The organism is Streptomyces sp. NRRL F-5650 (genome assembly GCF_000721365.1).
Taxonomy (GTDB): Bacteria; Actinomycetota; Actinomycetes; order Streptomycetales; family Streptomycetaceae; genus Streptomyces; species Streptomyces ardesiacus.
Window position 1 is genome coordinate 138,201 of the sequence record NZ_JOGV01000009.1, and the last position, 24,197, is coordinate 162,397.

The 24,197-nt window shown below is 71.1% G+C and carries 17 protein-coding genes; 4 read left to right on the forward strand and 13 right to left on the reverse strand.

Going from position 1 to position 24,197, the window contains the following annotated elements:
* Window positions 1-9: 9 nt before the first annotated feature.
* Window positions 10-3,573 carry a bifunctional glycosyltransferase/CDP-glycerol:glycerophosphate glycerophosphotransferase gene (locus IG88_RS0111130; protein WP_031038326.1) on the forward strand — a complete coding sequence of 1,188 codons (3,564 nt, stop codon included), beginning with the start codon at window positions 10-12 and terminating at the stop codon, window positions 3,571-3,573.
* A gap of 79 nt (window positions 3,574-3,652) precedes the next feature.
* Here IG88_RS0111130 and IG88_RS0111135 read toward each other — a convergent pair whose 3' ends face one another.
* The 7 genes from IG88_RS0111135 to IG88_RS0111165 all read right to left on the reverse strand — a co-directional run bounded on the left by IG88_RS0111135 (window position 3,653) and on the right by IG88_RS0111165 (window position 14,525).
* On the reverse strand, window positions 3,653-5,692 hold the full coding sequence (locus IG88_RS0111135; RefSeq protein ID WP_031038327.1) for a glycosyltransferase family 4 protein: 2,040 nt from the start codon (window positions 5,690-5,692) through the stop codon (window positions 3,653-3,655).
* Window positions 5,693-5,895: 203 nt separating this feature from the next.
* Window positions 5,896-7,332: a GTPase ObgE gene (obgE, locus tag IG88_RS0111140; protein WP_031038329.1), complete on the reverse strand. Its 1,437-nt coding sequence runs from the start codon at window positions 7,330-7,332 to the stop codon at window positions 5,896-5,898.
* Window positions 7,333-7,475: 143 nt separating this feature from the next.
* Window positions 7,476-7,730 carry a 50S ribosomal protein L27 gene (gene rpmA, locus IG88_RS0111145; protein ID WP_003976205.1) on the reverse strand — a complete coding sequence of 85 codons (255 nt, stop codon included), beginning with the start codon at window positions 7,728-7,730 and terminating at the stop codon, window positions 7,476-7,478.
* A gap of 14 nt (window positions 7,731-7,744) precedes the next feature.
* A complete protein-coding gene (gene rplU, locus IG88_RS0111150; protein WP_004931419.1) occupies window positions 7,745-8,065 on the reverse strand; it encodes a 50S ribosomal protein L21 in 321 nt (106 codons plus the stop codon).
* 221 nt (window positions 8,066-8,286) lie between these two features.
* Window positions 8,287-9,348 carry an iron-containing alcohol dehydrogenase family protein gene (locus IG88_RS0111155; protein ID WP_031038332.1) on the reverse strand — a complete coding sequence of 354 codons (1,062 nt, stop codon included), beginning with the start codon at window positions 9,346-9,348 and terminating at the stop codon, window positions 8,287-8,289.
* A gap of 130 nt (window positions 9,349-9,478) precedes the next feature.
* Window positions 9,479-13,474 carry an Rne/Rng family ribonuclease gene (locus tag IG88_RS0111160; protein ID WP_031038335.1) on the reverse strand — a complete coding sequence of 1,332 codons (3,996 nt, stop codon included), beginning with the start codon at window positions 13,472-13,474 and terminating at the stop codon, window positions 9,479-9,481.
* 274 nt (window positions 13,475-13,748) lie between these two features.
* Complete coding sequence (locus tag IG88_RS0111165; protein WP_031038338.1) at window positions 13,749-14,525, reverse strand: TIGR03936 family radical SAM-associated protein; 777 nt, start codon at window positions 14,523-14,525, stop codon at window positions 13,749-13,751.
* Between the two features lie 290 nt (window positions 14,526-14,815).
* Between IG88_RS0111165 and IG88_RS0111175 the strand changes: the two genes are divergently transcribed.
* Window positions 14,816-16,378: a recombinase family protein gene (locus IG88_RS0111175; protein WP_031038341.1), complete on the forward strand. Its 1,563-nt coding sequence runs from the start codon at window positions 14,816-14,818 to the stop codon at window positions 16,376-16,378.
* Window positions 16,379-16,540: 162 nt separating this feature from the next.
* On the opposite strand, the gene IG88_RS0111185 is transcribed toward IG88_RS0111175, so the two are convergent.
* The 4 genes from IG88_RS0111185 to IG88_RS0111205 form a co-directional block, all read right to left on the reverse strand.
* Window positions 16,541-17,917, reverse strand: coding sequence for a replication initiator (locus IG88_RS0111185; RefSeq protein WP_078861466.1), 1,377 nt, complete (start codon window positions 17,915-17,917; stop codon window positions 16,541-16,543).
* A gap of 299 nt (window positions 17,918-18,216) precedes the next feature.
* Window positions 18,217-18,414 (reverse strand): hypothetical protein, encoded by a 198-nt coding sequence (locus IG88_RS0111195; RefSeq protein WP_011029322.1) that lies wholly within the window; start codon window positions 18,412-18,414, stop codon window positions 18,217-18,219.
* Window positions 18,411-19,712 carry an FtsK/SpoIIIE domain-containing protein gene (locus IG88_RS0111200; protein ID WP_031038349.1) on the reverse strand — a complete coding sequence of 434 codons (1,302 nt, stop codon included), beginning with the start codon at window positions 19,710-19,712 and terminating at the stop codon, window positions 18,411-18,413. Before IG88_RS0111200 ends, IG88_RS0111195 begins: the two co-directional genes overlap by 4 nt.
* Window positions 19,712-20,062 carry a hypothetical protein gene (locus IG88_RS0111205; RefSeq protein WP_031038351.1) on the reverse strand — a complete coding sequence of 117 codons (351 nt, stop codon included), beginning with the start codon at window positions 20,060-20,062 and terminating at the stop codon, window positions 19,712-19,714. Before IG88_RS0111205 ends, IG88_RS0111200 begins: the two co-directional genes overlap by 1 nt.
* Before the next feature lie 165 nt (window positions 20,063-20,227).
* Between IG88_RS0111205 and IG88_RS0111210 the strand changes: the two genes are divergently transcribed.
* Entirely contained in the window at window positions 20,228-21,007 is a 780-nt protein-coding gene (locus tag IG88_RS0111210) for a GntR family transcriptional regulator (protein WP_031038355.1), read from the forward strand.
* A gap of 410 nt (window positions 21,008-21,417) precedes the next feature.
* On the opposite strand, the gene IG88_RS0111215 is transcribed toward IG88_RS0111210, so the two are convergent.
* Both IG88_RS0111215 and IG88_RS0111220 read right to left on the reverse strand, forming a co-directional pair.
* Complete coding sequence (locus IG88_RS0111215; protein WP_031038357.1) at window positions 21,418-21,717, reverse strand: hypothetical protein; 300 nt, start codon at window positions 21,715-21,717, stop codon at window positions 21,418-21,420.
* A 323-nt stretch (window positions 21,718-22,040) separates the two neighbouring features.
* Window positions 22,041-22,607, reverse strand: a complete 567-nt coding sequence (locus IG88_RS0111220; RefSeq protein ID WP_031038360.1) for an ATP-binding protein — start codon at window positions 22,605-22,607, stop codon at window positions 22,041-22,043.
* A gap of 209 nt (window positions 22,608-22,816) precedes the next feature.
* Here IG88_RS0111220 and IG88_RS0111225 point away from each other — a divergent pair, with 209 nt between their 5' ends.
* Window positions 22,817-24,193, forward strand: a complete 1,377-nt coding sequence (locus IG88_RS0111225) for a hypothetical protein (RefSeq protein WP_031038364.1) — start codon at window positions 22,817-22,819, stop codon at window positions 24,191-24,193.
* Window positions 24,194-24,197: the final 4 nt, after the last annotated feature.

A 24,197-nucleotide genomic window follows, 5' to 3' on the forward strand; every position in this document is an offset into this window, starting at 1 on the left:
CACCAAGCCATGGCCCCTCGGCTCAGTGTCATCGTCCCCATCTACGACGTGGAGCGCTACCTCCCCGCCTGTCTGGACTCGCTCGCCGCACAGACCTTCCGTGACTTCGAGGTCCTGATGGTGGACGACGGTTCGCCCGACGGCTCCGCCGCCATCGCCGAGGAGTACGCCTCCCGCGACCCGCGCTTCAAGCTCATACGCAAGGAGAACGGCGGTCTGGGCGCCGCCCGCAACACGGGCATGACGCACCTGGCGCCCGAGTCCGAGTTCCTGACCTTCGTCGACAGCGACGACCTGATACCGCCGGACGCCTACCGGCTCATGGTCGGCAGCCTCGACGAGAGCGGCTCGGACTTCGCCACCGGCAACGTCTACCACCTCAAGGGCGAGAAGTCCTGGCAGGTCCCGCTGATGCGGATGCTGGCCGGCGAGGCCCGGCTGCGCACCCACATATCCCGCTACGGCAAGCTCGTCGCCGACCGCATCGCCTGCAACAAGGTCTTCCGCCGCACCTTCTGGGAGAAGAACGGCTTCGCCTTCCCCGAGGGCCGGCTGTACGAGGACACCCCCGTCACCATGCGGGCCCACTACCTGGCCGAGAGCGTCGACGTCATCTCGGAGCCCTGCTACTACTGGCGGCTGCGCGAGGGCGAGTCCGCCCCGTCGATCACCCAGCGCCGCACCGACCCGGCGGGCGTGCGCGACCGGACCACCTCCGTGATGGAGATCAGCGCCTTCCTGGCCGAGCAGCCCGGCGAGACCTTCGCCCGCCTCAAGCGCGAGTACGACACCCGTGTCCTCCGCGACGACCTGCGGCTCTTCCTCAACGTGGTTCCGGACGGCGACGAGGAGTACCGGGCCGAGTTCCTGCGGTCGGCCAACCGCTTCCTCGACAGCATCGACCCCAAGGTCGTCATGGACCTCCCGGCCGAACTGCGCGTGCAGTGGCTGCTGGTGCGCAAGCACCAGTTGGAGGAGCTGATCGCCCTGCTGGCCGGCCAGCGCCGCAAGGAGACCCCCGAGGTCAGCGGCCTGGTGCGCAAGTACGCCTCCTTCCCCTCCCTGGAGGGCGCGGACCTGCACCTGCCCAAGGGCGCCCTGCGCATCGACCAGCACCTGAACATGCGCGCCCCGCTGCAGGAGGTGAGCTGGTCCGGCGGCAAGCTCGTGCTGTCCGGCAACGCCTGGATCGACAAGATCGACCTGCCGACCCGCAAGGCCTCGGTGAAGGTCCTCCAGCTCCGCAAGGACCGCTCCCGCCGCCGCATCCTGCTGCCGGCCCGCAACCTGCGCCGCCCCGAGGTCACCACCGACTCCGGCCAGGACCGCTACAACTACGAGTGGGCCGGCTGGGAGGTCACCATCGACCCCGCCCGGCTGCGCAAGGGCGGCGAGTGGCAGGAGGCCGTGTGGCACGTGGGCCTGGGCATCTTCGCCTCCGGCCTGGTGCGCCGCCACGCGGTCCACTCCAGCGGCGGCGCGGCCTGCAACTTCCCGCCGTACCACTGGCTGAGCCCGGACTTCCGGATGCTGCCCTCCGTGGAGCGCGGCGCGCTGAAGCTGCGGATCGAGAAGGTCCGCGCCCTGATCACCGGCCGTGCCCTGGAGGGCGACCGGATCAAGGTCACCGGTGAGATCCGCGAGCCCCTCGCCGCGGACGAGCAGGTGGCTCTGCGGGTCAAGAACCAGAAGGGCGCCGAGACCCTCGACTACCCCGTCGCCGTGGAGCGCGCGGGCGGCAGGCAGACCTTCTCGGTCGAGGTGCCGGTCGCCGACGTGGCGCTGATCTTCCACGAGGGCGTCGACGAGAAGGCGCAGCCGGAGAAGCGGACCTGGTCCACGGTGCTGGTCGCGACCGACGCGCAGGGCAAGGAGCGCCGTTTCGGCACCGTGATGCAGGAGGGCCTGGCCGACGCGGCGTTCCCGCTGCCCGAGTCCCTCGGCACCCAGTCCCACCTGGTGGAGCTGGCCGTCGTGGCGGGCCACACCGGGTTCCTGAAGTTCTCCGGCCGCACCCGCCGTGCGGTGATCGACTCGGCCGCGGTGCGCGACGGGAAGATCGCTCTCACCGGCCACGCCGACCCGCGGCTGTCCGGCTCCCGCTTCCTGCTCAAGCCGCGCAACCGCTACGAGGAGCGCTTCGTCGAGACCCGCTGGCTGGACGGCGGCCGCTTCGAGGTGGCCTTCGACCCCTCCCGCCTCGGCGGCGCGGGCGACGTCCCGCTGCGCGCCGGGCGCTGGAACCTCTTCCTGCGGCCCGACGAGGAGGGCGTGCCCGACGTCGCCTTCGTCACCGACCGGCTGGCCGCGGACTCGTTCCCCGTCCAGGCCGAACTGAACGGCCGCCGCTACTGGCTGGAGAACCGCTGGGGCGACTTCCCGCAGCTCAACGCCCGTTCCGAGCTGAGCGACCTGGAGCGCGGACCGTACCGCCAGAAGGAGCTGCGCCGCACGGTGTACGAGCCGCTGTTCCAGCAGCCGCTCAAGGACCAGGTCTTCTACCTGAGCTACAACGGCAAGCAGTTCTCGGACAGCCCGCGCGCGATGTACGAGGAGCTGGTGCGGCGCGGTTCGGACCTGAAGCACCTGTGGGCGGTCCGTGACGGCCAGGTCAACCTGCCGGACGGCGTAGAGAAGGTCCGCATGTGGGGCACGGAGTGGTACGAGGCGCTGGCCTCCAGCCGCTACATCGTCACCAACGGCCACCTTCCCGACTGGATCGTGCGCCGCCCGGGCCAGTCGATCGTGCAGACCTGGCACGGCACGATGCTGAAGAAGATCGGGCACGACATCGACACCCTGCACTTCGACCGGCGCTACCAGGAGAAGCTGGCGCTGGAGGCCAAGCAGTGGAGCCTGCTGGTGTCCTCCAACCGCTTCAGCACGCCGATCCTGAAGCGGGCGTTCTCCTACGACGGTGAGATCCAGGAGGCGGGCTACCCCCGCAACGACTACCTGTACACCGCCGACCGGGACGCGATCACGGCGCGGGTGAAGAAGGCGCTCGGCCTTCCCGACGGCAAGAAGGTCGTGCTGTACGCACCGACCTGGCGCGACGACCAGTCGCACAGCGCCGGGCAGTACCTGTTCGACCTGCGCATCGACCTCGAGGACGCCCAGCGGCGCCTCGGCGACGACCACGTGCTGCTGATCCGCCGCCACTCCAACGTGGTGGACGCGGTGCCGGGCGCGGGCAACGGCTTCGTGTGGGACGCCTCGGAGTACCCGGACATCGTCGACCTGTACATCGCCGCGGACATCATGATCACGGACTACTCGTCGGTGATGTTCGACTACGCGCACCTGAAGCGGCCGATGCTGTTCTTCACGTACGACCTGGAGCACTACCGGGACACGCTGCGCGGGTTCTACTTCGACTTCGAGCAGGACTCCCCCGGCCCGCTGATCGACAACTCCAAGGAGCTGGTCGACGCGATCCGCGACATCGACCAGGTGCGGGCGGAGTACCAGGAGCGGTTCGACCGCTTCCACCACCTGTTCTGCGACCTGGACGACGGCAACGCCTCCGCGCGCGTCGTCGACCGGATGATCGAGCAGGCCCGCGAGGGCTGACCCGCCGTCACGCGGACGCGAAGGGGCGGGGCCCGGAGGATCACCATCCTCCGGGCCCCGCCCCTTTCCCGCGGCCGGTTCAGAGCCGCACGGTCTTCACCGAGAGCTGGCACGCGGCCGTGAAGTAGGGCCGCAGCTCGGTGCGCTGGCGGGTGGGCGGCAGCGGGGCGGGCGTCTGGCCCAGCGCCCGGCGGGACTTGCGCACCGCGCGGGTCAGCACGGTCGGCGGGGAGGCCACCGGCTCGCTGAGCACCGGGCGGGGGAAGGTGAACACGTCGATCGGCGCGAGGACGTCGGTCGCGAGCTTGGCCAGCGGCACCCGGGGCGCGTCGGCCGCCGTGCGCAGCGACAGGTCCCAGATGACCTCCTTCTCGTCCTCGTCGGTGTGCGCCCGCACCAGGGCGGCGCAGTCGACGTCCACGGCCACCCAGCCGTCGCCCTCGTCGCGCAGCGGGAAAGTCAGCACGCGCTCCTTGTCCCGCCGGTGCACGGCCTCCACGACGGCGCCCGCGGCGGGCCGCGCACCCCACAGCTCGGCGCGTACGGCGACGGTGCGCTCGTCCACGGTGACCGGACCGACCTCGGCGTGCACCTCGCGCAGCGCGCTGCGCAGCCGCAGCCCGCCGTCCTCGTGCCGGTGCGGCAGCATCAGCGCCAGGGACGGCCCCTGCTCGCGCGGCAGCCGTACGGCCAGCAGGTCGCGGGTGTCGCAGCCGTAGCCGTCGGTGGTGAGCGCCACCTCGCGCTCGCCCTCGCGGGCGGCCAGGGCCAGCTCCCAGGTGCCGTGCGCGAGGCCGGCGTCCCAGGGCACGAGGGCGTCGCCCTCGGCGGAGAAGGGGAAGCGGTGCTCCGCGGCACCCGCGCCGCCCTTGCGCAGGACGAGGTCGGCCTGCCCGACGCTCGCCGGCAGCGCGCCCACGGCGACGTGGACCGAGCCCTCCCGGTCCACCCGCGCGGTGGCGTGACGGGGCAGCTCCTTGCGGGCGAAGGCCTCCTCGATGATGGCCTCGAAGCGCTCGCGGCTGGCCCGCTCGTGGAACCGCTCGGCGTTGCGGATGCCCGCGGCGCCCATCTTCAGGCGCAGTTCGTCGTCCTGGACCAGGCGCCGGATCGCCCCGGCCATGGCCTCCACGTCACCGCGCGGGACGATCAGCCCGTCCTCGCCGTCGGTGAGAATGTTGCGCGGCCCGTGGTCGGCGTCGGTGGCGACGACGGGCAGTCCGGCGGCCATCGCCTCGACGACGACGTTGCCGAACGCCTCCCGCTTGGAGGGCAGCACGAAGATCGAGCCCTTGCCGAACTCCGGGGTGACGGGCGAGGTCTGGCCCATCAGCAGGATGCTGTTGGACAGCCCCAGTTCCTCGATGCGGGCCCGCAGCTTCTTCTTCTCGGCACCGTGGCCGTAGATGCGCAGGGTCCACTCCGGTGCCTCGGCGTGGACCTTGGCGAAGGCCTCGACCAGCAGGGCGTGGTTCTTGTTGTCCGTGAGGTGGCCGGCGGAGACGATCACCTTGTTGGTGCCGCTGGAGCGGATCGGGGACGCGGGCACGCAGTTGGGCATCACCGCGAGGCGGTTGCGCACCGCGGGCACCTGCCGGGCGAGGGACGCGACCTCCTCCGGGGTGAGCGCCGTGAGGGCGTCCAGGTGCCGGTAGGCCGGGAAGAGGCGCTGCTTGATGTCCGTGGCGTAGATGGCGGGCATCGAGTGCTCCTGGGTGACCTTCAGGTAGTCACCGGGCGCCTGCGCCAGCATGATCGTGTTGCGCGGGCTGGAGCTGACCACGACGTCGGCGTCGGTGGTGGCGAGGTACTCCAGGAGCCGCAGTTCCGCGAGCCGGCTCACCACCGGCGTCTTGGCGCCGGCGTTGAGCGGGTATATCAGCGGGAACTTGTCGGACAGCGGGTCGTCGACGTCGGACACCGGGGAGTGCGGCCGCATGTCGGTCAGCGCCCGGACCCTGACCCGGGGGTCCAGCGGGAAGTACGACTCGTCGCGCACCTTGCGCAGCGCGACGATCTCGACGTCGTGCCGCTCGGCCAGGGCCCCGGCGAGGTTCTGCGTGGCGCTGACCACGCCCCCCATGTGGCACAGGTCCCGAACGAGGAATGCGATCTTCACTTTGCGGCTTCTCTCTGCTCCCGGGAGCGGCTGGTCAGGCCGTCCCCCACCCCTGGCCACACACGTGAGGCCACATCATCCTCACAAAGTACACAGGGAATCCGAAGGTCGGATCACAGCGGTGACACACCTCTGTAACCCCGTCGACGGACAGGGGCGCGAGCGGGGACGGCCCCGGGTGCGGCAGAGAGCGCGGGCGGGCCCTAGAAGGGCTCGAAACCGTCGAACTCCTGCTGGACCTCGTCCCGTTCGGCGTCCCGGTCGCGGCGGCGCTGCGCGGCGGGGCGGGGTGCCTCGAAACGGTGGTCCTCGCCGCGGCGGCCGAGCATCTCGGCGCCGGCCGACATCGACGGCTCCCAGTCGAAGACGACCGCGTTGTCCTCGGGGCCGATGGCGACGCCGTCGCCGGCGCGGGCGCCCGCCTTCATCAGCTTCTCCTCGACACCGAGGCGGTTGAGCCGGTCGGCGAGGTAGCCGACGGCCTCGTCGTTGTTGAAGTCCGTCTGGCGCACCCAGCGTTCGGGCTTCTCGCCACGCACCCGGAACAGGCCGTCCTCCTCGCGGGTGACGGTGAAGCCGGCGTCGTCCACGGCCTTGGGCCGGATGACGATGCGCGTGGCCTCCTCCTTGGGCCGGGCGGCCCGCGCCCTGGCGACCAGCTCGGCCAGCGCGAAGGACAGCTCCTTGAGGCCGATGTGGGCCACGGCGGAGACCTCGAACACGCGGTAGCCGCGCGCCTCCAGGTCCGGGCGGACCATCTCGGCGAGGTCCTTGCCGTCGGGCACGTCGATCTTGTTGAGGACGACGATCCGCGGCCGGTTGTCCAGGCCGCCGTACTCGCGCAGCTCGGCCTCGATGACGTCCAGGTCGGAGAGCGGGTCGCGCTCGGACTCCAGCGTCGCCGTGTCCAGCACGTGCACCAGCACGCTGCACCGCTCCACGTGCCGCAGGAACTCCAGGCCCAGCCCCTTGCCCTGGCTGGCGCCGGGGATGAGACCGGGGACGTCGGCGACGGTGTACACGGTCGAACCGGCCGTCACCACGCCCAGGTTGGGGACGAGCGTGGTGAAGGGGTAGTCGGCGATCTTCGGCTTGGCCGCGCTCAGCACCGAGATCAGCGAGGACTTGCCGGCGCTCGGGTAGCCGACCAGCGCCACGTCGGCGACGGTCTTCAGCTCCAGGTGGATGTCCTGGAGGTCGCCGGGCTCGCCGAGCAGCGCGAAACCGGGCGCCTTGCGCCGCGCGGAGGCCAGCGCCGCGTTGCCGAGGCCGCCCCGGCCGCCCTGCGCGGCGACGTAGGAGGTGCCGTGGCCGACCAGGTCGGCGAGCACGTTGCCCGCCCTGTCGAGGACGACGGTGCCGTCCGGCACGGGCAGGACCAGGTCCTGGCCGTCCTTGCCGGAGCGGTTGCCGCCCTCGCCGGGCTTGCCGTTGGTGGCCTTGCGGTGCGGGGAGTGGTGGTAGTCCAGCAGCGTGGTCACCGACTGGTCCACGGTGAGGATCACGTCGCCGCCCCGGCCGCCGTTGCCGCCGTCCGGGCCGCCGAGCGGCTTGAACTTCTCACGGTGGACGGAGGCACAGCCGTGGCCTCCGTTACCCGCGGCGACGTGCAGTTCGACGCGGTCCACGAAGGTGGTCATGGGATGTGCCTCCAGTTACTACTCACTACTACGAGTACTACGAGTTGCTGCGGGTTACCGGCAAGGGCGTCTCTAGGGCAACACGCGAAAGGCGGACCCGCTTCCCGTGGGGGAAGTGAGGCCCGCCTCGCGAAAGTGTCCGGTCAGGCGACCGGGACGATGTTCACGACCTTGCGGCCGCGGTGGGTGCCGAACTGCACCGCACCGGCCTGCAGGGCGAACAGCGTGTCGTCGCCGCCGCGGCCGACACCGGCGCCCGGGTGGAAGTGGGTGCCGCGCTGGCGGACCAGGATCTCACCCGCGTTGACGGCCTGACCGCCGAAGCGCTTCACGCCGAGCCGCTGGGCATTCGAGTCGCGACCGTTCCGGGTGGACGATGCGCCCTTCTTGTGTGCCATGTCTCCTCAGTCCCTTACTTCGCAGCCGCGGGGATCTCAGTGACCTTGATCGCCGTGTACTGCTGGCGGTGGCCCTGACGACGGCGGTAGCCGGTCTTGTTCTTGTAGCGCAGAATGTCGATCTTCTGGCCCTTGTGGTGGTCCACGACCTCGGCCTGGACCTTGATGCCGGCCAGCACCCACGGGTCGCTGGTCACAGCGTCGCCGTCGACGACGAGCAGGGTCGAGAGCTCGACCGTGTCGCCGACCTTGGCGGTGGAAATCTTGTCAACCTCAACGATGTCGCCGACAGCAACCTTGTGCTGGCGACCACCGCTGCGCACGATGGCGTACACGCGGATCTCACTCTCTCGCTCGGGAACGGCACCCCCGCAGTCCAGCCGCCCGGTGACACACGGACGGCCTCTCCCGGCCGCAGCCCGCGAGGGCACACCCGGAAGGAAAGAGGTTTACGGGGATGTGACGCGCCAGTCGACACGCCGACGGTCAAGATTACGGGGCCGCACGACGGGGGTCAAACCGGGCCCCCGGAGCCCGCGACCGGAACCGCCGGCGGTCAGCCGGAGACCGCCGCGACGTACTCGGCGTACGCCTCCCCCGCCCGCGCGGGCGACAGGTCGAGGTGCTCCAGGATCGTGTACCGGCCGGGCCGGGTCCGCGGCGCGAACCCCACGGCCCGCACGAACTCCTCGTCACCGAACCCGATCTCCCCCGCCACCACGGGCAGCCCGTGCCGGCGCAGCGTGTCCGCCATCAGCAGGGAACCCTCCCGGTCGCCGCGCAGGTACGTCGCGAAGGCGGCGCCGATGCCGACCTGCTCGCCGTGGCTGGCCGCGCGCCCGGGGTACAGCAGGTCCAGGGCGTGGCTGATCTCGTGGCAGGCACCGGACGAGGGACGGGTGTGCCCGGCGATGGTCATGGCGATGCCGGACAGCACCAGACCCTCGGTCAGCACGGTCAGGAACCCGTCGTCGCCGCAGCCCCCGGGATGGCGCAGCACGGCCTGGCCGGCCTGCCGGGCGAGGGCGGCGGCGAGGCCGTCGACCTTCTCGCCGTTGACCCGGTGGGCCAGCTCCCAGTCGGCGACCGCGGAGATGTTGGACACGGCGTCGCCGATCCCCGAGCGCACGAAACGGATCGGCGCCTCGCGGATCACCGCCAGGTCCACGACGAGCGCGATGGGCGTGGGCACGCCGTACGAGCCGCGCCCCGCGTCGTTGTCGAGGATCGAGACCGGCGAGCAGATGCCGTCGTGGGACAGGTTGGTGGCCACCGCGACCATGGGCAGGCCCACCCGCGCCGCGGCGAACTTGGCGCAGTCGATGACCTTGCCGCCGCCGAGGCCGACGACCGCGTCGTAGCGCCCCGCCTTCATGCCGTCGGCCAGCCGCACCGCGTCGTCGATCGTGCCCCCGCCGACCTCGAACCAGTCGGCGCCGGGCAGGGACGGCTCCAGCCGCCTGCGCAGCCGCGCCCCCGAGCCGTCGCTGACCGCCACGGCCAGCATGCCGGACTGCGAGATCCGCTGGTCCGCCAGGACGCTCGCCAGGTCGTCCAGGGCGCCGTGCCGGACGTCCACGACGAGCGGCGAGGGGATGAGCCTCGTCAGTACCGGCACGTGATCTTCTCTCCTCGCGGGCGGGGCCTGTCGGTGATGATGCGCCGGAGAAGGCCGGGGGAAACGTGTGCGGCCCCGCCCGAACGGAAACCGAACGGACGGGGCCGCACATCGTGCCGCGGGTGCCGGATCAGCCCTCGTCGGTGGCGGCCGTGACCGAGGACGGTGCCTGCTGGGCGGCCGCCGCGGTCTTCTTCGACGCCGTCTTCTTGGCCGTGGCCTTCTTGGCGGTCGTCGTCTTGGCCGCCTTCTTGGCGGTGGCCTTCTTGGCGGTCGTCGTCTTCTTGGCCGCCGTCTTCTTGGTGGCGGCCTTCTTCGCCGTCGCCTTCTTGGCCGTCTTGCGCGCCGCCGCCTTCTTGGCCGGGGCCGCCTCCTCGCCCTCGGGCCCGGCCTGCGGCGCCTCCTCCGCCGCCGCGGCCGACGGGACGACCACGACGGCCGCCTCCTCGGACGCGGTGGAGGTGGTGGGCTTGCGCACCGCACGGCGCCGCGGACGGGCCGGGGCCGCGCTCTCGGCCGCCTCCGCCGGGGCCGGGGCCTCCGGCGCCCGCTCGGGCTGCGCGGGCTGCTCGGACACCGCGGACGCGGTCTCCGGGACCGTGAGTACGGCGGCCTCGGCACCCTCGGGGGAACCGGCCGGCGCGGACACCTTCCGGGTGGCCCGGCGGCGCGTACGGCCCTTGGGCGCGGCCTCGTCCGACGCGGGCTCCGGGGCCCGCTCCGGGGCGGGGGCGCCGGAGACGGCGTCCTCGACGGCGGCCGGCTCGGCCAGCACCTCGGCGGCGGGCTCACGCCGCACGGGACGCTCGACCTCCTCCCGCACGGTGACGTCCTGCGCCGTCGGCGCCCCCGCGGACACGGCCCCGGCCTCCTCGGACCCCGCCGTCTCCGCCCGGTCCTCCCCGGGCTTCGCCGTCCCGGCCTTCGCGGCCCCGGGCGCACCCGCCGGTGCGGACGCCCGACGGCTCGCGCGACGCCGGCCGCGACCGCGCGTGGCGGCCGCCTCGGCCTCCGCGGCACTGCTGTACAGCTCCTCGTCCGCGCTGAAGTCGGGCGCCGGGAGGGCGACCGGCTCGGCCACCTCGGCGGCCACCTCGGCCTCGGACTCGGTCTCCGCCTCCTGCTCCGCCGTGGGGCCGGTCTCGACCCCGGCGACCGCCTCGTGCTCGTGCGGCTGCTCGGCCCCGGCCCGCGCCCGCTTGCGGCGCTTGCCACCGCCACCACCGGCCGACGACGGCTGGTCGAGGTGGACGATGACGCCGCGGCCGTTGCAGTGGACGCAGGTCTCCGAGAACGACTCCAGCAGGCCCTGACCGACCCGCTTGCGGGTCATCTGCACCAGCCCCAGCGAGGTCACCTCGGCCACCTGGTGCTTGGTCCGGTCCCGGCCCAGGCACTCCAGCAGGCGCCGCAGCACCAGGTCCCGGTTGGACTCCAGCACCATGTCGATGAAGTCGATGACGATGATGCCGCCGAGGTCGCGCAGCCTGAGCTGGCGCACGATCTCCTCGGCCGCCTCCAGGTTGTTCCTGGTGACCGTCTCCTCGAGGTTGCCGCCCTGACCGGTGAACTTGCCGGTGTTGACGTCGACGACGACCATCGCCTCGGTCCGGTCGATCACCAGCGAACCGCCGCTGGGCAGCCAGACCTTGCGGTCCAGCGCCTTGGCGAGCTGCTCGTCGATCCGGTACGTCGCGAAGACGTCGACCTCGCTGGTCCACCTGGACAGCCGCTCGGCGAGGTCCGGCGCCACGTGGGAGACGTAGCCGTGGATGGTCTGCCAGGCGTCGTCGCCGCTGACGACGACCTTGGAGAAGTCCTCGTTGAAGATGTCGCGCACGACCCGGACGGTCATGTCCGGCTCGCCGTACAGCAGCGTGGGCGCGCTGGAGCTGCCGCCCTTGGCCTTCTTCTGGATGTCCTCCCACTGCGCCTGGAGCCGCTCGACGTCGCGGCGCAGCTCGTCCTCGCTGGCGCCCTCGGCGGCGGTGCGCACGATGACGCCCGCGTCCTCGGGGACGATCTTCTTCAGGATCGTCTTGAGGCGGGAGCGCTCGGTGTCGGGCAGCTTGCGGCTGATGCCGGTCATCGAGCCCTCGGGCACGTAGACCAGGTAGCGGCCGGGCAGCGAGACCTGGCTGGTCAGGCGGGCGCCCTTGTGGCCGATCGGGTCCTTGGTGACCTGCACGAGGACCGACTGGCCGGACTTGAGGGCGGACTCGATGCGGCGCGGTCCGCCCGCCATGCCCAGCGCCTCGAAGTTGACCTCACCGGCGTACAGGACGGCGTTGCGGCCCTTGCCGATGTCGATGAAGGCGGCCTCCATCGACGGCAGCACGTTCTGCACCTTGCCGAGGTAGACGTTGCCGACGTACGAGGTGGCCTGCTCCTTGTTGACGTAGTGCTCGACGAGCACCCCGTCCTCCAGGACGCCGATCTGGGTGCGCTCGCCGTGCTGGCGGACGACCATGACGCGCTCGACGGCCTCGCGGCGGGCCAGGAACTCGGCCTCGGTGATGATCGGCACGCGCCGGCGGCCCTGCTCGCGGCCCTCGCGGCGGCGCTGCTTCTTGGCCTCCAGACGGGTCGAGCCCTTGATGGACTGCACCTCGTCGGACGGCTCGCTCTTCTCCCGCGCGGGCCGCGGCTCGCGGACCTTGACGACGGTGCGCTCGGGGTCGTCGGCGGAGGTCTCGCCCTCGCCGGAGGCGTCCCCGGCGCGGCGCCGGCGGCGACGGCGGCGACGGCTGCTGCTGGAGCCGCCGCTCTCGCCGGCGGCCTCCTCGCCGCCCTCCTCGGCGGCGTCCTCCCGCGCCTGCTCGACGGTGTCCTCGGCGTCCTGAGCGGCCTGCTCGGCGGCGGTGTGCTCGCTCTCGCCGTCCGCCAGGTCGCCGTCGGCGGCGTCACCCCGGCGGCGGCGACGGCCGCCCCGGCGACGGCGACGGCGCGAACCGGACTCCTCGTAGCCCTCGTCGTCGTGGTCGTCGCCCGGCTCGTCGGACTCGGCGTCGGCGTCCACGTCGCCCTCGGCCTCGGGCTCCTCCTGGGCGACGGCGGCGACGGCGGCGGTGGCGCGCTCCTCGGTGGCCTCCTCGGCGGCGCCCCGGCGCTTGCGGCGACGGCGCGAACCGGCGGTCTGCTCCTCCGCGGGCTGGGCGCTCTCCTCGACCGGCTTCGCCGGTTCGGCACCGGCCGCCTCCGCGGCGGCCTCGGCCGCGGCCCGCTCGGGCGTCTGGAACTGGGGCTCGGCGAACACGGGCGCCTGGAACACGGCGACCGCGGGACGCGAGGGGCGCTTGGGCGCGTCGGCCTCGTCGGAGGCGGCGGCCTGAGCCGGGGCGGCGAAACCGGAGGCGGCCTTACGGGTCGACCGGCGGCGCGCACGGCGCGGGGCGGCGTCCTCACCGGACTCGGCGCTCTCGGCCCGCGCGGCGGGAGCGGCGGCCTCGGCGGCCTTCACGGGCTCGGGCTCGGGGGCGGGGGCGGGGGCCACCGCGGGCTCGGGCTCGCCCGCCTCGGCGGCGGTCGCGGCGGGTGCGTCGACCGGGGCGGAGACGCTGCGCGTGGCACGACGCCGGGTCCGGCCCTTGGGCGCGGCCTCCTCGGCCTCGGCCGGGGCCTCCTTCGCGGCGGGCGCGGACGCCTCGGCCGGCTCGACGGCGGCCGGCTCGGCGGCCGAGGTCACGCTGCGCGTGGCACGACGCCGGGTGCGCCCCTTGGGCGCGGCGCTCTCGGCGGTGACGGTCTCCGGGGCCTCGGCGGCCGGCGCGGCCTCCGCGGCAGGCGTCGGCGTCTCGTTGGCGGGCGCCGCGGCCACGACGGTCTCGGCCGCCTCCGCGGACGCCGGAGCCCCGGCGGGCGCGGAGGCACGGCGTACCGCACGGCGGCGCGGGCGGGCGGGGGCCGCGGGCTCCGGGGCCGGCTCGTCAGCCTCGGCGGGCTCGGCGGGCACCGCCTCCGCCGGGGTCACGGTCTCCGCCGGTACCTCGGAGGCACCGGCGGGCGGCCCCGCCGGACGGGACGCGGCCCTGCGCCGTCGGCGCGGCGGCAGGGTGTCGCTGGGGGTGTTCGACTCGGTGTCCGTCGAGCTGGTCGCGGACCCGGTGGGTTCGGTCGGTTCGAGCATGCGGGGGTTTCTCCCGTCAGGCTCCCGGGCGCCGCGCCTGGTCCGGCATCGGCTGTGCCGACCGCCGTTGACGTCCGCGGCTCGCGCGGTGCGCGGTCGCCGCCGTCCGGGGCGCGGGCGCCGCTCGGAAGCTCTCCGTGTCTTGTCTCGCCGGTTCCGTACCCCTTGTCGTGCACGGCCTGGCGAAAGTCTTGTGGTCGGTGCGCTGCCCGACCCAGGTGGCTCCCGAGTTCGAGGGCGGCGCTACGACGTCCGTCCCTACGCGGAACCTTCCTTACGCCGGCACCTTCGCGGCGGCGGAAGCGGCGGCCGGTTGCGGCTCGGGCGCTTTCGCCTCGCGGTCGGGCGCGAGCGGGTCGGTCACCGCACCGGTCTCTTCATCGAACAGCCCCTGCGCCAGCCTGGTCACCGCTGCGGGGACCGGCGGCGCCAGGTCGGCCACGGCGCGAAGACCGGACAGGACGTCGTCGGGTCGTACGGCAGGCGTCACGTGCCGAACAACCAGCCGCAGTATCGCACAGGGCCGGTCGGTCGGCCTATCAGCCGGTGAACCGTGCGTGGTGGCGCTCTCCAGGTGCGCGACGGCGGAACGGGTGTCGAAGGTGCGCACACCGCTCTTGGTCCGGCGCTGCACCTCCACCGCCGGAGCCGCGTTGAAGGCCGCGACGGCGGCCTCGACCTCGGCGGGCTCCACACCCTCCAGCCGCAGCTCCCACACGGAGGCCGTCAGCCGGTCGGCGAGCCCGGAGGTCCGGGCCTCGACCGCGTCGACGACGTCGAGCCCGGCGGGCAGCGACTCGTCGAGGAGCAGCCTGAGCCGCTCCGGGTCGCGCGCCTCGGTGAGCGCGATCTCCAGGTACTCCGCCTCACTGCCCGTGCCGGTGGGTGCGGCATTGGCGTACGACACCTTCGGGTGCGGCGTGAACCCCGCCGAGTACGCCATGGGCACCTCGGCGCGGCGCAGCGCACGCTCGAAGGCGCGCTGGAAGTCACGGTGGCTGGTGAACCGGAGGCGGCCGCGCTTGGTGTAGCGCAGTCGGATGCGCTGCACCGCGGGAACGGGCGGCGGGCCTACGGGCTGTCGCTTGCCCAGTGTCGTTCAGTCCTTCGTGAGAGCGGTCGTACTTCTACCAAGGGTACGTGCCTCGGCGGCGGATGGTTCCCGCCTACTTGACCACGGTCAGCGGCAACAGCTTCCTGCCGGTCGGACCGACCTGGATCTCGGTGTCCATCGCGGGGCATATGGAAAAACGCTTAAAACTGCCCGCGAACTGCGCCACGCTGTCTGACATGAGGAAACGAGGACAGCGCCGACTCGCGGCAGACCGAGCGGCCTACAGCGTGGAAACCGAGTGGACCGAGGCCGACCTTGCCCTGTTGGAGGAGCTCAAACGGGCTGAGGCCCTACTCCCCCAGGACGCACCCCGGGCACTCTTATCCATCCGCCTGTCCGTACTGACGGACGACACGACGTCGCCTGTACGGCAGGAGCTCGATCTCCGCATCCTGGCCAGGGAGCGAGGGAGCCGAGTCGTCGGCGTCGCTTCCGACCTGAACGTATCGGCGACGAAGGTCCCGCCGTGGAAGCGGAAAGAGCTCGGGGAGTGGCTGAACAACCGCTCCCCCGAGTTCGACGAGCTCCTGTTCTGGAAGCTCGACCGCTTCGTACGGCGTCTCTCCGACCTCTCGATGATGATCGAGTGGAGCCTGAAGCGCGGGAAGAACCTGGTCTCGAAGAACGACAGCCTTGACCTCACGACGACCGCCGGAAAGATCATGGTCACCATCATCGGTGGCATCGCCGAGATCGAGGCGGCCAACACCTCGACCCGCGTCGCGAGCCTGTGGGACTACGCGAAGTCGCAGGAAGACTGGATCATCGGCAAGCCGGCGTACGGCTACGTCACGGACGAGGACGACACGGGAAAGGTCGTTCTCGTCATCGATCCCGAGGCGGCCAAGGCCCTGCACTGGGCCCGACGCATGGCGCTCCGAGGACGCTCCGCCGGTTTCATGGTGCGCTGCCTGAAGCGGTCCGGTCTGATGACCCAAGGGCTCACCGTGGCAACGCTTCACCGCCGCCTGCGCAACCCTGCGCTCCTCGGCTACCGGGTAGAAGAGGACAAGAACGGCGGCCAGCGACGATCGAAGCCGCTCCTCGGCAAGGACGGCAGGCCGATCAAGGTCGCCCCTCCCCTCTTTACTGAGGAGGAGTTCGAGACCCTCGGCGCCGCCCTCGACAAGCGCAAGAAGAACCAGCCGCCGCGCCGTGTCGGCGGTGTGACCCAGTTCCTCGGCGTCCTGCTGTGCGCCGACTGCAAGACGAACATGACCGTGCAGATCACGAACAACACGCACGGGACGTACCAGTACCTGCGGTGCCGCAACTGCAAGAGCGGCGGGCTGGGAGCGCCCAACCCCGAGCGGGTCTACGAGCGCCTGGTGCAGGACGTACTCAAGGTCCTCGGAGACTTCCCCGTGCAGGTCCGCCAGTACGCAGAGGGCGCCGAGGCCCGCAAGGAGATCAAGCGCCTTCAAGAGACCATCGCGCTGTACATGAAGGATCTCGAACCCGGGGGCCGGTACACAAAGACGCGGTTCACGAAGGAGCAGGCGGAGGCGACGTTGGACAAGCTCATCAGTGAGCTCGAAGCGATCGACCCCGAGACCGCGAAGGATCGGTGGGTCAACGTCCACGGCGGCAAGACTTTCCGTGAGCACTGGCAGGAAGGCGGCATGGAGGCCATGTCCGCGGACCTGTACCGGGTAGGGATCCGCTGCGAAGTGACCCGCACGAAGGTGCCGAAGGTCCGAGCACCGAAGGTGCACCTCCGCCTACTGATCCCGAAGGACGTACGCGAGCGACTCGTGATCCGAGAGGACGACTTCGCGCAAGCCTTCTGATCCAGCCCGCGCACGAACGAAGCCGCCTTCCCGTCATCTGAGGGAGGCGGCTTCGTCGGTTACTCGAACCATGCAGCAGGGTCAAACGGTTCTTCCGCACCGTCCTCGCCCACGATCACGATCTCGCTGTCGATCAGAGGCATCGCTTCGCTGTTCGCAGGCTCAGGCTTGGGCAGAGGAGTTACCGACCCCACCCCCCTGCTGGCTGGCTTCTGCACTGAGCCGCCGACACTCCGCGAGGTCTTCAGCGACTCCTGCAGCGATGAGGGCGGCGCCCGGTGTGTGTCCGGAGCCGACATAGCGCCAGTGCGCATCCGTGATCGCGTCGGGGATGTCTGTGTGGCCGAGGTGGTGGGCGCGTTCGGCGCGTAGTGCGGCGTAGGTGGTGGAGTAGGCGCGGGACTTGGTGAGGATGTGGCCCCGGTAGCCGAGGGTGTGGGTCCAGGTACGTAGGCGCAGCGGTGCGTATTCGGGGACGCCGCCGAGTCGCCAACAGGTGTGCATGAGGGCGCGGACGTGTCGGCTGACGGGTGCCGTGTCGATGTCGTCCCTGGTGGTGACCTTATGGTCGGTGCCGGCGCCGGTCTCGTCGGTGCCCTTGGTGACGTACTTCGCGACGTAGGCGGCCACGGCGTCGTCGTCAGGGCCGTCACCATCGGCGTTCAGGGCACGGACGTCGGTCTGTATGCCCCAGCTCAGTTCCAGTTCGCCGACGGCTGGGCTGTAGGGGGTGTGGACGGTGACCCGCTGGGCGGATGCGTGCACGGCGCGGGTGAGCCGGTCCGGGGTGCCCCAGGGCGGGGGTTCGTCGGTGGGTCCGTCCGGGCCGTCGAGGCGGATGACGGCGTGCACGTGGACGGCCGCCCTCTTCTGGTACTCGGCGATACGAGCGAAAGACAACCGGGCGTGCAGGGCGAAGCGCGACTGCACGATGCCGACCGAGGAGGCGAGGCGGCGGCGGACGTCGATGACGAACCGGTCCCACAGCTTGGCAGCGTGCGCGTGCCAGAGGACGTGGCTGGTGTGGTCGTAGCAGTCCGGGCAGACGGGTTGGCCGACGAGCGGGTCGGCCGGGGCGTGGAGGGTGTGGCAGCCGAGGGGACGGCCGTGCTCGCAGGCACCGCCGTTACGGCGGGGGCGGCACGTTGTGCCCACGCGGTGTACCGGTCCGAAGGAGGGGGCGGTGAGGGTGACGAAAAGGCGCGGACGTGTGCGCACAGTGGCGGGGACGTTCTTGCCGCCGGTCAGTCCCGCGCGGACCAGGTGGAAGGTGTCTCCCGCGTGAAGGCGGGAGCAGGCGGGACAGACGGTGGCGCGGCGGTTGCGGCAGCGGACGAGGAGGCGTTCGCCGGGTTCGTTGCGGGTGTCGTAGTGGTGGAGGATTTCGCCGGTCGCGTTGTCCAGGGTGGTGGTGTGGCCGGAGAGGTGGACGGGGTGGGCGCAGCCGCCGGTTGCGGTGATCTGTTGAAGCCAGCGGGGGAAGTCGGGGTCTTGTGCGATGCGGAGGGCGTCTCGGTCTGCTTCGGGGAGGTGACGCAGGCGCGCCGCGTGGTCGAGGGCGGCGCGCCGGTCAGCCGGGGTGGTGGGGTGCGGGGTGATGGTGGTGACCTTCCGGGGTGGGCCGCAGCAGCGGCCGGGATGGTGGGTGGTGGCGCGTCGTCGTTCATGGGAATTACTCCTGGTCGGGTAGGTCGCGGGTGGTGGGTTAGCGGATGGTTCCGGTGCCCCGGCAGACGCGGCAGCGGCGGAGCCGTCCGGTCCAGGTCTTGCGGGCTCCGTCGCCCTTGCAGTGGGGGCACCTCACGCGGCGCATGGTCATGCGATGGGGTCCTTGTCTCTCAGGTGTGGGAGAAGCCGCTGATGACCCAGGTGACGAGGCCATGGATGGTGAACAGGACGGGGGTCTGTCCGAGGTAGAGGCCGAAGAGGCCGACGCAGACCGCTTCCCAGCCGCGTACGTCGCGGGAGCGGACGAGGAGGACGGTGATGATCCCGAAGACCACCGCGAAGCCGAATGCCGTACCTTCGCTGATCACTTGCCGTCTCCTTCCAGCGCCGCCAGGGCGCGCTCTATGGCCGGGAGTTCGGGAGTCATGCCGGAGTGCTTCCGGGCCGTGGCCACGGCCTCATCGGTCGGGGTGAGGTGGGAGCGGGCACGCGCCCAGCCGCCGTCAGGTCCAGTGCAGACAGCCACGCCGCGTTCCTGGGCCGTGATGGCTTGAGCGACGGTTACGGCGTCCTTATTGAGGTCGCCGAGGGTCATTTCTGCGGTGCCGGGGTCGTTGACGCGGTGGCAGATCCGGCCGCCGAGCTGGGCGCGCAGGGCGGTGACGCCGGGGCCGAGGTCGGAGCCGACGCGTTGGCCGGCCACGACCAGGTGCAGGCCGAGCGCGGCGCCGAGCTGCGCCAGCCGCAGCAGGAGCGTGGAGCACTGCTCTGCTTCCGCCTTGCTCTGGCGAGTGCCGTCGGACAGGTACAGTTCCGCGATCTCGTCGACCAGGACCACGACCGGCACCGGGCGCAGCTTGTCCGGCAACTCCCAGATCGAGCGCACCCCAGCCGTACGGCAAGCGCTCATCCGGTCCTGCATGTCGACCACGAGGGCCGTGAGCACGGCGACGGCTTCGCGCCTGCACGTGGCGAGGGCGCTGAGCCGGTCGGTGAAGAGGCCGAGTTCCATGCCGCCCTTGCAGTCGATGCCGACCAGGGCGACGGGTTGGGGCGCGAGTTGGGTGATGAGCCGGGCCAGCAGGGTGGACTTGCCCGAGCGGGTGGCCCCGGCGATGAGCCAGTGCGGGACCAGGCGCAGGTTCATCACCCACGCCCCGCCAGTCTCCAGCGCGCCGATGAGGGCGGAGAGCAGTTCGGCCGGTGCGCTGGCTAAGCCGGGCCGCTCCAGCGGGTCTGTGGCGGTGGCGGTCAGCAGCACGAGGCCGCGTTCCGGCGAGGCCACCCGCACCGCATGGACCTTCCACGCGTGGACCAGAGCGTCAGCCGCCTGCATGTACGTGGCCGGGGTCTGGCCCGCGTGCAGCCGCACCACCACGCTCAGCCCCATGCGGGTGGCGCGCGGGAAGGAGATCCGCGGAGCGACCGGCCGCACCGGGTCGCCCTTGACCAGCAGATGCCCGACCAGCGTCCGCGCGGGGAGTCGGGACACGGCGAGGTCGTTGAGCAGGGCGACCCGGCGCCAGGTGAACACCACTCGCCAGGCTGCCGTCGGGTATCCGGTGAGGTACCAGTGCCAGGCCGGACGGTGCCGCCGTACCAGGTCACCGACGACCAGCAGCCACGCCAGCACGGCGAGGGCGAAGGCGAGAAGGAGGGGTCCCATCAGGCGTCACCGCCCTTGCCGTGCGCCGTCGCCGTACCGGAGATGGGGGTGATGGCATCGGCGCGGAAGCTGATGCCGTGCCGGTCGCCCATCGCCCAGGCGAACGCGGTCAGGCCGGTGACCTTGACGATCTGGCCCTCTTGGATGCCCTTCGGTTCACCACTCACGGCGATCTCGATGACGGAGATCCGCCGCCGGTCCTGCCGCACGGTCACGGCGACGGTGTAGACCGGGTTGCCGTCCCGGTCCTTCTTCACCTCCTGCGTCTCGGGGTTGCTGAGCTTCGCTTCCGGCGCGATGGCACAGCGCAGTACGCCGAGCCGCGTCGTGTCCACGGGAATGGACTGCATGTTCTGTGGCCTCCCTGGCCGTCGAGGACGCCCAACACATTCGGACGTCACTTGTCCTTACGAGTTATGACTATGGAGTTCTGTACGACGAGAGTGCAAGTACTTATGCTGACGAGTGATGTCGCGCGTGCGACGTGCCTACGACACCAGACCGGAGATGTTGAGATGACGGAGATCCAGCGCCCGGGAGCCCTCTACCAACAGGTGGCCGCCGCGATCCGGGAAGCGATCCTGTCGGGCGAGTTCGCCCCCGAGTCCCTGCTGCCGTCCGAAGCCCAGCTCATGGCCCGCTACCAGGTCTCCCGCCCCACCGTCCGCAACGCCATCGCAGCACTGCGCGCGGAAGGCCTGATCGACGTCCGGCACGGCAAGGGCAGCTTCGTACGCTCCGACGGACACCCCACACTCGCCCTTGACCGCCGCATCCAGCACGCCCCCGGTGGAAGGTTCGTGGTGCCCGGAGGCGACGTCTGGGACGAGGCCGAGGAACCGAGCGTGCACCGCACCCGCACGACGAAGGCGACCGGGCAGCTCCTCGGTCTGGGCGAGGAAGAGGAGCTGTTCGGCTGTGACCGTCTCCTGTCCGACGCCGCCACGGGCACCCGGGCGATGCACCGGACGCTGATCCCCTTCGAGATCGCCGAGAGTGTGCCGGCACTCGCCGAGGAGCCTGGCCAGCAGCCGACAGCCGTCTACGCCGTCTTGGCCAAGGCCGGGCACAAGCTGTGGTGGTCGGAGACCGTGCGCGCCCGCATGCCGGTGCCGGACGAGCGCGCCACGCTCCAGCTCCCGGACGCGACCCCGATCCTGCACCTGTCCCGCATCACGCACGGCACCGACGACCGCCCGCTGATCCTCGAAGAACTCCGCATCGGAGCCGACCGCGCCGAAACCGCCTACCGAATCACCGCCGACAAACAGCCCACCCGACGCCGCCAGACCTGACCAGCAACGACGATCGGTCGAAACCACCTTCACTTCCTCAAGGGCGCGCCTGCGGCGCGCCGGGGCGCCCGGCCGCCCCGGCCGGGCGTGCGGCGTGACCGCCGGTCCCGTCCGGTCGCCCGACGCCCCACACCGCAGCCCGCCCGAGGAGTCGAGGCGACACCCGCCCGCCGAGGGCCGGGGCGTGGTGGGCTGGGGGTCGCCGGGCTCCGAGACTTTAGGCAGCCACCATGGGGCGAGCCTCGAAGAACAGGGGGCCCATCGGGCACAAACGCGGGCAGGACCAGTGCCTGCCCGATTCGCCGGGCGAGCGTAAGGCCCCCTGTTCACTCGCCCCATGGCAGCTCCCGCCCAAAGTCTCTCCACCCGACGACGTGCCCACCCACACCGCTCACCCGCCACGGCGCCCATCACCGCGCACCGCCGTCACGGTCAGCCAGCGCCTCCAGGAGCACGGCGAGCCGGTCCGCCGTCTCCGGCCAGCCCGCCAGGCGCACCACACCGCGCCCCGTCTCGTCCGCCGACGCCACGGCCCGCACCGCGGACAACTCGAAGCCCGCGCCCAAGAGCGCACTATTTAGCCGATCCGCAGACTCACGCGCCGACCGCCAGCCCCCGACGTAATCGACCCCACGCACCCACAGACCCGACCCCGCGTCCGCGATGTCATCGAGGCCGTCTCGAAGCCAATCCTCACCCGCGCCAGTCACTTGGCCACTCCCATCCGCTTAACCGACGGGTCGTCAACTCTTCGTGGCCCGGGGCGTGTAGACAGCACAGCGACCCCGGTACCATCGGGCACCGGGGAACGCTGTGTCCCCTCCCGGACCACCCCGGTTGCTGCCAGGCGCGGGGGTGGTCCGGTCTCGGTATGAGGTTGTGAAGCGCGGCCCCTTGGCCGGGTGGGGAACCCGGTAGACAGTTCGCAAGGGACCGCGCCCCGTGGGCCGGAGAGGTCAGACTCCGGCCGGTGTCCGGGCCGTCGCTCCGCTCCTGATCGCGAAGGAGTGTTCCGGAGGCGACGGCCCGGAGATCAACGAGGTGAGCCGGCCTCTGCTCCTTGGGCCATGTCCATGCGGCACCACACTGTCTTGCCGCCGCCTTCTCCCGGCGTCCACCAGACAGCGGACGCCAGCCGCTGAACGATCAGCAGCCCTCGACCGTTGTCGGGCAGCACTGCCTCTGACAGCTCACCCATCAGCCCAGGCGAGAAGACATCTCCCACAGGGAGAAGCGGCGGCGTCGAGTCCTCATCCGTGACCCCGATGAAGAGCCACTTCGGCCACAGCTTGAAGCTCACGTCCATACGACGGGACCCGCCAGGCTGAGCCAGAGCAGGTTCCGGCACCACGTGATTCACCACGTTGCCGACCAGCTCCGAGACGATCAACCGAGCGTCGTCCACCATGGCATCCGCACCTGCGCCCCGCAGGAACACGGCCGTCATGTCTCGCGCCACGCGAGCCGAGTCGGCTGCCTCCGCAAAGAGGGTCACCGTCAAGAAGTGCCCTGCGGAGAGATCAGGCTTCGCGAACCAATGGGCGAACGCCTCGATCTCCGCACCCACGTGCTCGCGCTGCCGCGTTTTCCTCGCGTCCATGACGTCCCCTTGTCAGCTTCGACGGCCCCTTCCCGGACCACCTGCTACGCGGAAGCCAGTACACGGCGAACGGCGTCTGACCGGGAGTGTCCACCGGGGGGTTCAGATGAACACCGGCAAAGCCCGCGGGGGTTCACCAATGAACCCCCAACCCCTCACGTTGTGACACGATGAACACTCGCCGTCATTTCTCGGGTTGGCAGGGGAGCATGAGCCGAGAGCCGAACGCGCAACTGATCGCCGTCATGAACGAAGCGCAGGTCTCGAACAAAGGGCTTGCGAAACGAATGAAGGACGCCGCAACACAACGCGGCGTGCCCCTGGGAACCACTCACGTCGCCGTCCAGCGTTGGCGCGACGGCGCAGGCATCCAGCCTCAGACGGCAGCGATCATGGCCGATGTCCTCAGTGCCAAGCTGAACCGTCGCGTCACGCCCGGCGATCTCGGATTCTTCGATCACGCGAAGCAACCCACCCCGGACTCTGTCGGTTACCCGAGCACTGTCCCCGACGCGCTGTCCGTGCTTGACGGCCTGGCCCAGGAACGCGCTGAAGACACACCGGACGATGGAGGTCTGATCGTCGCCGACGCGGACCTGAGTTCCACCGTTCTGTCGTGGATGATCAGTCGGCCCGACGGCATCGAGGCCGACAGGCCGGCACACCAGCGAATCGGCATGCGCGACGTCCGGGCAATCCGAGACGCAGCGGACATGTTCATGCAGCTCGACTTCAAGTACGGAGGCGGCCACGGCCACCGCGCCTTACGCCACTATTCCCGGCACGAAGTCCTTCCCCTGCTCAGCGCGAGCTACAGCCAGAAGGTTGGCACCGCGCTCTACGGCGCAGCCGCCGAGGTGTCCCAGCTCCTCGCCTGGACCGCGTACGACACCGGCAACCACCGGCTCGCCCACCGCTACCTGACTTCCACATTGCGCCTGTCCCAGGTCATCGACGACCGCATGTTCGGCGCCCGCATCCTCGGCAACCTCAGCCACCAGGCCAACTACCTCGGCCACCACACCCAGGCCATCCAACTGGCCCGAGCCGCCGTCGAGGGAGCCAAGGGCAGAGCCACCCCACGTGCCATGGCGAACTACGCCGCGATGGAAGCGCGGGCCCTGTCGAACGCAGGCGACCGATTCGCCGCCGGACGCGCCATGAACGAAGCGGAACGCCACTTCGAGCGCGCAGACACCGGAGAAGACCCGGCATGGCTGGGCTACTTCGACTCAGCGGAACTCATGGGCGAACTCTGCCACTGCTTCCGCGACCTCAAGATGGGACGCGAGGCCGTCGAGCAGGCACAGCGAGCCGTGGACAGCACCGACCCGAAGTACGCCCGCACGCTCGGGTTCTGCCGCATGGTGCTCGCCCAGAGCCAGCTACTCAACGGCGAACTCGAAGCCGCCGTCCAGACAGCCAGCCTGGCCGTGGACGACGGCGACAGCCTCCAGTCAAACCGCTTCCAGCGCTACGTCACCGACTTCCAGGCCGAGGTCAGCGGACACGGGGGCAACCCCGTGGTGGCCGCCTTCAACGACCAAGTAAGCGATGCACTGGCCCGCCTGGACGACGACGATTAGCCCC